Annotated in this window: 11 protein-coding genes; 4 read left to right on the top strand and 7 right to left on the bottom strand. The window is 59.0% G+C overall.

What is annotated here, in order from left to right; all coding sequences use genetic code 11:
• Positions 1-303: 303 nt before the first annotated feature.
• From IC235_RS19475 to IC235_RS19460, 4 genes are all read right to left on the bottom strand, one after another.
• On the bottom strand, positions 304-1,488 hold the full coding sequence (locus IC235_RS19475; RefSeq protein WP_191006883.1) for a zinc dependent phospholipase C family protein: 1,185 nt from the start codon (positions 1,486-1,488) through the stop codon (positions 304-306).
• A gap of 830 nt (positions 1,489-2,318) precedes the next feature.
• A complete protein-coding gene (locus IC235_RS19470) occupies positions 2,319-2,876 on the bottom strand; it encodes a CinA family protein (RefSeq protein WP_191006882.1) in 558 nt (185 codons plus the stop codon).
• Positions 2,877-2,939: 63 nt separating this feature from the next.
• Positions 2,940-4,271 (bottom strand): APC family permease, encoded by a 1,332-nt coding sequence (locus IC235_RS19465; protein ID WP_191006881.1) that lies wholly within the window; start codon positions 4,269-4,271, stop codon positions 2,940-2,942.
• A 148-nt stretch (positions 4,272-4,419) separates the two neighbouring features.
• Complete coding sequence (locus IC235_RS19460; RefSeq protein WP_191006880.1) at positions 4,420-5,718, bottom strand: metal-dependent hydrolase family protein; 1,299 nt, start codon at positions 5,716-5,718, stop codon at positions 4,420-4,422.
• Between the two features lie 276 nt (positions 5,719-5,994).
• Here IC235_RS19460 and IC235_RS19455 point away from each other — a divergent pair, with 276 nt between their 5' ends.
• Positions 5,995-6,246, top strand: a complete 252-nt coding sequence (locus tag IC235_RS19455; protein ID WP_191006879.1) for an acyl-CoA-binding protein — start codon at positions 5,995-5,997, stop codon at positions 6,244-6,246.
• A 100-nt stretch (positions 6,247-6,346) separates the two neighbouring features.
• Positions 6,347-7,381 carry a hypothetical protein gene (locus tag IC235_RS19450; RefSeq protein ID WP_191006878.1) on the top strand — a complete coding sequence of 345 codons (1,035 nt, stop codon included), beginning with the start codon at positions 6,347-6,349 and terminating at the stop codon, positions 7,379-7,381.
• 296 nt (positions 7,382-7,677) lie between these two features.
• Here the strand turns inward: IC235_RS19450 and IC235_RS19445 are convergent, their stop codons facing one another.
• Both IC235_RS19445 and IC235_RS19440 read right to left on the bottom strand, forming a co-directional pair.
• On the bottom strand, positions 7,678-7,905 hold the full coding sequence (locus IC235_RS19445; RefSeq protein WP_191006877.1) for a CDGSH iron-sulfur domain-containing protein: 228 nt from the start codon (positions 7,903-7,905) through the stop codon (positions 7,678-7,680).
• 422 nt (positions 7,906-8,327) lie between these two features.
• Entirely contained in the window at positions 8,328-8,855 is a 528-nt protein-coding gene (locus tag IC235_RS19440) for a GNAT family N-acetyltransferase (protein ID WP_191006876.1), read from the bottom strand.
• Positions 8,856-8,970: 115 nt separating this feature from the next.
• On the opposite strand from IC235_RS19440, the gene IC235_RS19435 reads away from it, so the two are divergent.
• Entirely contained in the window at positions 8,971-9,459 is a 489-nt protein-coding gene (locus tag IC235_RS19435; protein ID WP_191006875.1) for a hypothetical protein, read from the top strand.
• Between the two features lie 93 nt (positions 9,460-9,552).
• On the opposite strand, the gene IC235_RS19430 is transcribed toward IC235_RS19435, so the two are convergent.
• Positions 9,553-9,981 (bottom strand): hypothetical protein, encoded by a 429-nt coding sequence (locus IC235_RS19430; protein WP_191006874.1) that lies wholly within the window; start codon positions 9,979-9,981, stop codon positions 9,553-9,555.
• Between the two features lie 124 nt (positions 9,982-10,105).
• Between IC235_RS19430 and IC235_RS19425 the strand changes: the two genes are divergently transcribed.
• On the top strand, positions 10,106-10,729 hold the full coding sequence (locus IC235_RS19425; RefSeq protein WP_191006873.1) for a deoxynucleoside kinase: 624 nt from the start codon (positions 10,106-10,108) through the stop codon (positions 10,727-10,729).
• Positions 10,730-10,733 lie beyond the last annotated feature (4 nt).

Here is a 10,733-nt window from a genome sequence, read left to right as displayed (position 1 = left end):
GGCCACCAGCTTCTTGGGAATGGTGCATTTCGTCTCAGCCCTGTTATGGCTTCGTTAATTGTCCGTACAACCTAGCAGATTTTTAATTCTTCATTTTTAATTTTTAATTCCTAAAAAACGGTACCCTGACTGGAGAACTGCTCTACGAGGCCCCGAATGATTTTGAGGCTGGTCTTTTCGGGGCCGCGGACTCGCCAGCCAAGGCGGAGAGTAAGTGCGATAAGGAAGAGTAAAAAGAAAAGCCAGCTCCCCCGATTGAGGGGCTGGCTTTTCAGTAGGGTAGGGGTTGTTAACCAGGGCCGTCTACTGCGGAGCGTCGCCCTTCTGCTTGATCTTTTGGGTGCCCTCCTTGCCTTTGGTTTTTACCTTGAGCTTATTCGCGGCGGGAGCGGGCTCGCCGGCGGTGCCTGCTGGGGCCCCGTCCTGTCCTTCCTTCGTTGGATCGGCGATATCCTCCGTGGCTGATTTGATTTCGTCGACGATTTCTTCTTTCTTTTCTTTTTGCTGAGCTAATAGGAGCTGGCTGTGGGGTAAGGTGTTGTTCTTCCAGGCGGCCATCTCGACACTCAGTTTCTCCTTCTCGCTCTTCGTTTGCTTGTTGGGAATCATCAGGCTGTTAAGGTCGGGCTTGCCAGCGTCTTGCCAAGCCGTGAGCCAGAGCGAGGAGACCATGGTCGGGGCCCCTTTCAGGCGAAAGCTTACCATGCCGCCCACCGCCTTTTCGTAGGCGTCGGCGAAGGCATCGGAAAAGCGGCGGGTGGTCTGGCCGTAGTGATGCGCGAAGGTGTAGCGCACGGCGGGCTTCATCACCTTTTCAATTTTGGTGGCCTGGTCGAAGGTTTCGCCCACAAAGCCGTAGCTCTGCTGCACCTCGTTCCAAACCGCTACCAGGGGGTTGTCCAGGTACTTGGCCGGCTCCCCATTCAGCTTGTACTCGTTGATGAACCGCTCGGGCAGCTGGGTTTCCCACAGTTTGTGCAAGCCTTTCTGGTTGGTAAACTGGCCGTCGTAGTTGAGCGTGGTGTGCAGCGGTACGAAGGCGTCGCTCATGTAGTGGCTCAGTTCGGCCGAGTACTTAATGATGTTCACCGTGTCGCGCTGCCGGAAGGCTTCGGTGAGGCTGTTCTTGGTTTCGATAATCGTCCACGGCACGGTACCGTACTTCTTGAGCGTGTCGGCCGTAAATTTTTCCACTGCTTTCTCATAGCGCCGGGGCACCTTGGCGAAGGGGTTTTCCTCGGAGTAATAATCCATGTTGATAAAGTGCTTCGGACCTTCGGTGGTATCCTGGCTGCGGCGCTCATCGGGGGCCGTACTTAGGCGCACCAGTTCGGCCATGTGCCGGTAATAAAACGCCTGCATCGACGCCGGAAGCTGGTACACGGCCACTTGGGTAATGGTGCGGTGGCCGAAGAAGCCCCAAGCCCCGGCAGTACCTTGAGCCAGCGTCAGGGCCGCGAAGAGCAGCGGAAAAAAGATTTTTTTCATGGATGAAAGAATGAAGATGAAAGAATACCCAGACCAGAATAGTCATACTGCCCAAAGTTCGGCAATCACTTCCATATTCAGCGTTCCGCCCGCCCTCGACCGCGATTTTATTGCGCAGTAAGGGCTGAGGCTTGGCTAGCTATTCCAAGTTTCACCGTCGAACCGGGCTAACGTTTTGCATTATTGTATTAGTAAATTTTAATTTACCCTTTGTTATTGGGATTGATTTTTTATATCTTACTAAGAAGAACTCACTTTGCCTTGAGGCTGCCTGAATCGATCTTCTCGAAGACATGAGAACAACCCTCATCACAGATGATTTCGTATTTTTTAGTTACGGGGCATAGTTCTAATATTTTCGAATCGCCTTTATAAGAATAAGATACAAAATATGAATCTGCACTCGGAAACGTAATATAAAGGTTGTTGTTTTTTACTTCGTAAATCCCTTTATTACCATTTTCGTTTTCTACAACATTATTATTTGCGAAGATAAGTATCTTGCCGTGCTTAATTTTTTGTACATGCATATCCAGGCCACTCCTGCCGCCATATCTCATTTCGTGATATTCAGTCTCTTGCCACTTTCCAATTAGAGAAAGACCGCCCTTCCTTGGTGCAGCAGGTTTTGTTTGTTCAGGATGCGCGGAAGATTTTGTTTAGAATAGTTTGGTTTCTCAGAACAAGATATAAAAGCAACTAATAAACTTATTAAATAGACTACTTTATTCATCTTATAGACTTGTTCAATTTTCAGATGAAAAAGCATCCAATATTTCCAGCGGCTGCCCGCTTCAGAGTTGCGTGGTTCCTGCCAAGTTAATACTTTCTTACAATACTGGGTGGGTAGCTGCTTGGTCGGGCAGGTGCTTGGTGCTGGGCTGCGCGGCGCCCGACACGGCCTGCCGCCGGTTTAGCAGGTCAGCCAGCTTGTCATAGATGAAGCCGGCTGCTTGTTCGCGTAGCTTGTCGGCATTGCCCGCAAACTGTTCGCGGTATTCGTAGGCGTGGCCCTCAACCAGAATCGTCACGAACATGGTGCCCACCGGCTTATCGGGGGTTTCGGAGGCGCCGGGCCCACACAAGCCCGTTACGGCCACGCAAACGTCGGCCTTGGGTAGGAGCCGGTGCAGGCCCAGGGCCATCTCATTAGTGGTTTGCTGGCTCTCGGGCGAATAGGTAGCCAGCGTTTCTTTTTTCACGCCCAGCAATTTCTGCTTAGCCTCGACGTGGTAAGTAACCACGGAGCCCAGCAGCACTTCGCTCACGCCGGTAGCCGGGGCCAATTGCGCCGCCACCAGGCCGCAGGTGCAGCTTTCCGCCAGGGCCAGGGTGAGCTTGTGCTGGAGGAACTGCTGCACCAGGGAGTTAATAGGGTCGGATTTCATCGGCGAAAGAGTAGGGGCTAGTTGTGCATACGCGACGGTCGGGCCGTGGGGTTGCGGTCAAGCTTAGCGAGGTTCGCTTACGGTGGCGTTTTTTCGGGCCCGGCGCCAGAGCGGCCAGGCCCCCACCACCAGCGCCAGGGCTACCGCCGCGTGCCCGGTATCGGCCACGACGTTCATCACCAGAAAAGCCGCCGACAGCCCCACCAGCAGGCCAGTGCTCCAGGGGTGGCCCCAGGCCCGGAAGCCGCCGGCCGGTACCGGCCCTTGCCGCCGCAGCTTAAACAGAGCCGAGAACCCCACCACGTAATAGCCCACGAACAACACGCTGGTGATGGCTTCCAGGGCGGCTACCGTGCCGCTCAGGAGCAGGCCCAGCGTAAGCGCTCCGGCCACTACCAGCGCCGGGCCGGGGGTACCGCCGGGGTGTACCCGCGCCAGCACCGCGGGCAGCTGGCCGGCCCGGCCCAGGGCAAACAGCACCCGGGTGGCCATGAGCAGCACCGAGTTGAGCACCCCCAGCATGGCCACCACGCCCAGGCCCCGCACCACTTGCCGGCCCAGTGGCCCCGCCCAGGCCGCGGCCATTTCCGCCAGCGGCAAATCGGAGTCGCGAATGGTGGCGAAAGGTAGCACGCGCAGCAGCCCTGCGTTCAGCATAAAATACAGGCTCAATACCGCCGCTACTCCCCACAGCAGGGCCCGCGACAGCGTACGGCCGGGCTGCGCCGTTTCCTCGGCAAAGTAGATGGGCGCGTACCAGCCATCGTAGGCAAATACTACCACTTGCAGTGCCGCCACCAGGCTTACGGCTGGAATACCGCCCAGGGCGGTCCCGGCCGGCGCCTGGAGGGCTACGCCCGGCAGCCGTGTGCTGGCCACTACCAGCCCCACCACGCCCAGCAGCAGAATGCCGGCGGTAATTTCCTGTGCCCGGCTGCCTTCCCGCAGGCCCCGAAACTGTACAGCCATCAGGCCCAGCACGGCCGCGGCCGCCAGCAGCCGGGGAGCGGAGGGGATATCCAGCGGCAGCAGCTGAGCCAGGTACTCGCCCAGGAGCAGGGCCACCAGCGCCCCGGTCACGCAACTGCTGGTCCAGTCGGCCCAGGCTACGGCCACGGCCGGAAATTCCCCGAAGGCGGCTTCGGCGTAGCCGTACCAGGCCCCGGCCTGGGGCAGCCGGCTGGCCAGCTCGGCCAGGGTATTGGCGGCCAGGAGCGTGTAGAGGCCGCCCACCAGCCACAGCACCAGCACCGGTCCGGGGCCGCCCAGGGCCCGGGCCAGCTCGCCGGGGCTGGTGAGCACCCCGGTGCCGGCCGTGCCGCCCACCGCCACGGCCAGGCCAAAGCCCAGCCCAACCAGGCGACGCAGCCCAGTAAATCGGGAAGAGGAAATCAACGAAGAAAGGCGTAGAAGAAAGGAAGAATCAACAAATCAGCGCCAAAATACCTTGTTATTTAGTTCTTGCTCGGCATGGCCAGCTATTCTTGTCGGTACGTTATGCCAGGGATACGCGCGGGCTCGCAGAGTCCGCGTTACGCTCCGGCTAATCTTGTCGGTATGTTACGCCAGCCTTCATTACAAAAGTCGGGTGCATCAGCGCCGAAATATCCTGGAGGGGGTCGCCGTCGAGGGCCACGATGTCGGCCAGCTTGCCGGCTTCCAGCGTGCCGAGGTTGGACGTTTCGCCCAGCAGGTCGGCCGCGTTCACGGTGGCGGCCCGGATGGCTTCGATGGCGGGCATGCCGGCGCTGGTCATGTAGCCAAATTCCAGCGCGTTCAGCCCGTGGCGGTACACGCCGGCGTCGGTGCCGAAGGCGATTTTCACGTTCGCCTTGTAGGCCTTGCCGCAACTGGCCTGAATCAGGGGGCCGATGCTCAGCGCTTTGGGCACCACGGCAGCCGCGAAGTAGCCCGGAATGCGCGCTGAGTCGGCCACCGACTTCCCGGCAATGATGGTGGGCACGTACCAGGTGCCGCGGGCCCGCATCAAGTCGCGGCCCTGGTCGTCCATCAGGGTGCCGTGCTCGATGCTGGCTACTCCGGCGCGCACGGCCCGCTTAATGCCCTCGGCCCCGTGGGCGTGGCAGGCCACTTTCAGGCCCAGGTCGCGGGCGGTTTCCACCACGGCCCGGATTTCTTCCTCGGAATACTGCGGTCCGCTGCCGTCCTTGCTCAGGTCGAGTACGCCGCCGGTGCTGGCAATCTTAATGACGTCGGCCCCGCGCTTGAACTGCTCGCGCACGGCCTGCCGGCACTGGTCGGGCCCGTTGGCGATGTTGGCGGGCTGGCCGTATTTCTCCATCAGGTCGCGGCTCAGGCCGTCGGCCTCGTCCATGTGCCCGCCGGTGGCCGAAATGGCGGCGCCCGCCGTGAAAATGCGCGGCCCCACCACCTGGCCGCGGTTGATGGCGTTGCGCAGGGAAATGTTCACGCCGTCCTCGCCGCCCAGGTCGCGCACGGTGGTGAAGCCGGCGCGTAGCGTGGCCAGCGCATCGCCCAGGGCCCGGTAGGCGTAGTCGGCCGGGTTCATCGTGAACTGGTTGATGGCGCTGCCCTTGCCCGGGTGCGAGAGCACGTGCACGTGGCAGTCAATCAGGCCGGGCAGCACGGTGCGGTTTTCGAGGCTGATGACTTTGTCTTGCGGGCTGCTGGCCACGGTGTAGCCCGCTTGCACGGCCACAATCCGGTCTTTCTCGACCACCAGGGTTTGCTGGCTCAGCAGCTTGCCGCTGCGTACATCCAGCAGGCGGCCACAGTGCAGGTAGGTTCTTTGGGCCCCAGCAGCGGGGGCCACGAGCAGCAAGACCGCCGTAGCCCAGGCATGAATAGATTTGCGCGTCATACGTTTGTTCTAATGGGCAGCAAGGTACAACTAGCGGTTTGGTGAGTCAGAAAATTGGCGAATGACGCCTTTTTGCAACGTCATACAGTTACTGAAGCACTAAATTTCTATTTGTCCAGGCAGCTCCTCATGCCGGGTATTGCGCTCGCTTCGTTGCGGAAGCAAGCAATCATCCGCCCCCGTGGGCTACTTCGCAACGCTCGGTAGGATGGTCCGCTTGCACCAGGCACCGTCTCACGACTTAATCAATTCATCAACCCAACCATCCGCTCTTCCATGACTACTCAAGAAGAATTCGAAGCAGCCAGCCAGCGCGCCCAGCAATTGCCAAGCAAGCCTTCCAATATGGTGCTGCTCCAGCTGTATGCCCTCTACAAACAAGCCACTGAGGGCGACGTAACCGGTGACCGTCCCGGGGGCTTTGACTTCAAGGCCATTGCCAAATACGATGCCTGGACCAGCCTGCGCGGCACCAGCAAAGACGCCGCCCGCCAGCAGTACGTAGAGCTGGTGAATAGCCTTTCGTAAGGGGGCGGCCCACGCGGCGTCATAATAGGCCGCATCATCAGGTAAATTTTCAGCTAGTGTTCAACAATGGGACGCCGCAAAGGCGGCGTTCCCCTGGCGTATGGATATCTCCCGTAAAAAGCCGTCCTACCCGCTCACGGCGGCCCTGCGCCAGTACCTGCGCAACTACGACCGCGAAGCCCGGTTGCCCATCAGCTACGACGACCTGCGGCACTTCAGCAACTCCTTCCCGCTGCTCGACCGCAGCGGCCGCGACACGCTCTGGCAAACGGTATTCTTCGAGCCCCAAACCCTGCGCGAGCTTAGCCAGGGCCTCACCGAAGTGTACGCCCTGCTGAAAACGGCCGGCGACTTGTCGTTCACCGAACACCTCATCGCCGACCGTATCGACTATTGCCAGTTCGGCAACTCCAACCCGTTTCGGGTGCGCATCGTCAACCAATTCAACGACAACTACGACTACTTCTACGTGAAGCGGGCCGATGCCTCGCGCCTCTATGGGCTGGAGCTGGAGCATCTGCTCTCGCCCAACTCCATGAACTTCCTGGTGCACGGCGACACCCTGATTGAAGAGCACATCGCGGGCATCCCCGGCGACGATTTCATTCGGCTGCGGCTTAGCCAGCCGCACCTCAACCAGGTGCGCATCGCCAAGGAGTTCGTCAAATTCAACGAGCGCTGCTTCGTGCGCCTGCTCGGCGACATGCGCGCCTACAACTACGTTATCGACGTCACGCCCGACTTCGAAGACGAGCAATACCGGGTCCGGGCCATCGACTTCGACCGGCAGAGCTACGAAGGGCGCCGGGTGATGTACCTGCCGCAGTTTTTCAAGGACAATGCCGCCGTGGTAGCCCTCTGCGCCCGCTTGCTTAAACCAGAAACCCTGCGCCAGTACCAAACCGAGGAGCGTGCCCTCATGGCCCGCCGCGCCCGGGCCGAGCGCCACCGCCTCCGCGACCTGCTCGACGTGATGCGCCGCCACGAGCTGGCTCCCCCCGAAAAAGTAGCCCAGCTCAAAGCCGAACTCAACCGCTACCACCACACGGCAGCCTTCGACCACTGCGATTCTATGGGCGACATCGTGCGCCAGAACCTCTGGCTCACGCTCGGAACCGGGGCTAAGGTTTCCTGATGGCTTGGTTGGTTATGCCGGCGGAGTAGCCCGGACGGCTGGTGCGCGGGGGGCCTCACCCCCTGGCCCCCTGTCCGAGGAGAGGGGCTACCGCAACTGCGGAGCGGCGGTAGCGGCGCTTTTTATGGTGGTGCATCTGCCAGAAAGGCCAGCCCCTGAGTGGAGCTGGCCTTTCGACGAATCAGCGGGTTAGCTCTTTTAGAAGCTGTTTGAGTTAGTGAAAAATCACTTTTGAACGTCCTGCTTCGACCAGCGGACGCCAGATAAGGACCGTTTTTATTTACTCAAACAGCCTCTTAGGAAACCTTAGGCGCTGGTAGGTCAAACGCGACGGCGTCGTGCTCAAAATGGCCCTTGTGCGAGCCGTCGCAAAACGGTTTTTGCTTCGACAGTCCGCAGCGGCAGATACTGATGCGCTGACGGCCGCCCAGGCCATACGGTTGGCCTTGAGCGTCGACTAATTCAATGTCTTCGCCCTCTACGCGGAGGGAGCCATTAGAAAGAACGGTGAGTTTGGTGGCCATAGGGTTGAGTGTAAGAGTTGAGAGAAATGAAATTAGGAGTCGGGGGTTGGGTAGTGTTGGCTTTGGTGGGTAGAAGAGTACCGGATAATGTTTTGATTATCTTCGCATCGTGGAAGGATTGGGTCGAAAGCCGCTTTGGGTGAATAGCTGCTATCTCGCAGCAGGTGTAACTAGTCAGAGGCTTGGCGGGCTGCTGGGGCAGCCAGCTTGAATGTAAATAAAGACAGCAGTAGAACAGCCTGGGCCGCTTGTTTCACATCAGGCCCAACTGAACGGCCGCTGAGTGGTAGCGGTTTGGCTGGTACGTATGTCGGCTGTTTCTGCGCCGAAAGCTTACAAGGCTGTAGAATACTCAAAGCAACCGCATCCAGATATACCTGACCACTACTCGTCGGCAGCGTCGGCCTGGAGCAAGCCTTTGCTTATAACTCCTTGCGCATGATGTAGTCGTTCATGAAGTAAGGCCCGATGGGTACATCGACTTCCCGTTGCCGGGCAAAGCCGCGCCGCTCGTAGAAGGAGATAGCCGGGTTGTAGCGGTTCACGTTGAGTTCCAGGAACTGGCCGCCAGCTTCGCGGGCGGCGTTTTCTACGGCCTCAATCAGGTGCACGCCCAGGCCCTGGCCCTGCCGCGTGGGCAGCACGTAAATTTTGTGCAGCTTATAGCCCACCCCGCCACCTTCTTCGGCGGGCAGCGGACTGAAGGAGGCAAATCCGGCCGGCTCGCCGGCCACGTAAGCCAGCAGAAACGCGTGGTGCTGCTCGGCCATCTGCCGCTTGAGGGCGGCGGGCGAATAAATCACCCGGTACATGTATTCAAGCTGTTCGCCCGAGATAATGAATCGATACGTGGGCTCCCAGGTAGCCTCGGCCAGCTGAATGATGGTGGGGATGTCGTTGAGCGTAGCGGGCTCAATGCGCGGCGGCGCGGTGGGGGCGTCAGAAGTCATAAGCGGCAAAACACGAAATTGCGGCGAAAAAATGAAACCAGCCGGCTGGTTTCGATACGGTTGGCCTGCTCCTTGCGTTGAGGGCCCTGTTTCCACTCTTCTTTCTTCATTCGTTATGAAATCTGCGCTCTTTTTTCTGTTGTTACTGGCCGGTTTGCCCTTGGCTGGCCGGGCCCAATCGGCTTCCCGAATGGATAGCCTGCGTCGGCACGGAGAGCTTACCGGCGCCCGACCTTCGGGTGGTTTGCTGGCCCGGCCCCGGGCCACCGCCCCGCGTAGTACGCCGGCCGGTAGACCACGCGGGGCGGCAGCCGATCCCGTGCAGCAGCACCTGCTGGGCACTACCGTCAACCTGGCCGAAGCCAGGGCCGAGCAGTTGCCCGACCTTTACGAGCAGTTTATCAGCACCACCCGCGCTGAGCGCCGCCAGTGGAGCTACGAGCAGTGGGACGCGGCCGGAGCGGTTCTGGCCCGCCTCAACGAGCGGTACGCACAGGTGCGTACCGAGCTGCCTCTGGAAGAGCGGCTACGCATTCGCACGTTCCAGGGCGAATACCACGCCCTGCGCGGCGCCCGGAAAGTGAAAAGCGCAATCGACGAATAGCTTTCCGCATTTGCTTGGCTCTAAGTAAGAATAAGCTGCCATTGACCAGGCCTTGGGGAGGAACCGTTGAGGCGGCATGTCATAACGGCCGGCTTAGTGGGGTTGCCGCTGTAGCCACTCCAGCGCAACCTCGGTTGCCTCAAATAACTCGATGGGAATGTGCGGGCGTACGGCCGCCACAAAGTTCTGGCTCGCAAACCGGTTGTCGCGGTCAGGCGAAAACACGTAAGCGATTGCCTTAAGACCGGCTGCTATGGCCTCGGGTAACCATTCGTATTGCAGCCAGGGCAGGGCGTCGCTCCAATCGCCGGTGGTGTCGCTTTTGTCATTCAGAATGAGTGAAAAGCCTAACTTATTGCGCCACTGCGCGCTCTGCTGCACCACCCGAATAATTTCGGGCCCCGTTAAGTGGCCGTGCCAGCGCACGAGCAGCAGCTCGTCGTCGGGATAAAAAAGGTATTCCGCCAAGGCTGCGCCGTGGTCGTCGGTGAGAGCGAGCAGCTGGGTAGGAGTAGAAAGCATGGATAAGTGCAGGTGAAATCTGTGATTTGTACTGAATGTACGGGGTCTTTACTGAAAGACCAACATTCGGCCCAGGTGTTACCTTTGGGGTTCTGTTTTCCCTGGTCTTTTTTGTTCGTAACGCATGCACATTGCCATTGTCGGCAACATTGGGGCTGGCAAAACCACGCTGGCTCATAAGTTGGCTCAGCACTTTCGCTGGGAGGTTTTTTTGGAAGACGTGGACGATAATCCGTATCTGAAGGATTTCTACCGCGACATGCCCCGTTGGGCTTTCCACCTCCAGGTGTATTTCCTCAACGGCCGGTTCCGCCAGACGCAGCGCATCAAAGAGCTGCAAAAGGCCGGCAAGGGCGTTATTCAGGACCGTACCATCTACGAAGATGCCCACATCTTCGCGGCCAACCTGCACGACTCCGGCCTGCTCGAAACCCGCGACTACAACAACTATTACGGGTTGTTCGAATCGATGATTGAGCTGGTGGCCCCGCCTGATCTGCTGCTCTACCTGCGCGCCGACTTGCCCAAGCTCATCAACCAGATTGAGAAGCGCGGCCGCGATTACGAGAATACCATCAGCATCGAATACCTCAAAAACCTCAACGAGCACTACGAAAAGTGGATAGCCAACTATAGTGCTGGCCGCCACCTCATCGTGGATGTGAGCGACCTCGACTACGTGCGTAAGCCCGAAGACCTGGGCATCATCGTCGATAAGATCAATACCACCCTGTTCGGCTTGTTCTAGGACG

This window comes from Hymenobacter montanus, from assembly GCF_014699115.1.
GTDB lineage: Bacteria > Bacteroidota > Bacteroidia > Cytophagales > Hymenobacteraceae > Hymenobacter > Hymenobacter montanus.
The sequence above is the reverse complement of the archived record's forward strand: the minus strand, read 5'-3'. Positions and strand labels throughout refer to the sequence as shown.

What these genes read in the sequence shown, in the direction of transcription:
- IC235_RS19475 (WP_191006883.1), bottom strand. Translation starts at nt 1,488, where the DNA reads ATGAAAAAAATCTTTTTTCCGCTGCTCTTCGCGGCCCTGACGCTGGCT.
- IC235_RS19470 (WP_191006882.1), bottom strand. Translation starts at nt 2,876, where the DNA reads ATGAAATCCGACCCTATTAACTCCCTGGTGCAGCAGTTCCTCCAGCAC.
- IC235_RS19460 (WP_191006880.1), bottom strand. Translation starts at nt 5,718, where the DNA reads ATGACGCGCAAATCTATTCATGCCTGGGCTACGGCGGTCTTGCTGCTC.
- IC235_RS19455 (WP_191006879.1), top strand. Translation starts at nt 5,995, where the DNA reads ATGACTACTCAAGAAGAATTCGAAGCAGCCAGCCAGCGCGCCCAGCAA.
- IC235_RS19450 (WP_191006878.1), top strand. Translation starts at nt 6,347, where the DNA reads ATGGATATCTCCCGTAAAAAGCCGTCCTACCCGCTCACGGCGGCCCTG.
- IC235_RS19445 (WP_191006877.1), bottom strand. Translation starts at nt 7,905, where the DNA reads ATGGCCACCAAACTCACCGTTCTTTCTAATGGCTCCCTCCGCGTAGAG.
- IC235_RS19440 (WP_191006876.1), bottom strand. Translation starts at nt 8,855, where the DNA reads ATGACTTCTGACGCCCCCACCGCGCCGCCGCGCATTGAGCCCGCTACG.
- IC235_RS19435 (WP_191006875.1), top strand. Translation starts at nt 8,971, where the DNA reads ATGAAATCTGCGCTCTTTTTTCTGTTGTTACTGGCCGGTTTGCCCTTG.
- IC235_RS19430 (WP_191006874.1), bottom strand. Translation starts at nt 9,981, where the DNA reads ATGCTTTCTACTCCTACCCAGCTGCTCGCTCTCACCGACGACCACGGC.
- IC235_RS19425 (WP_191006873.1), top strand. Translation starts at nt 10,106, where the DNA reads ATGCACATTGCCATTGTCGGCAACATTGGGGCTGGCAAAACCACGCTG.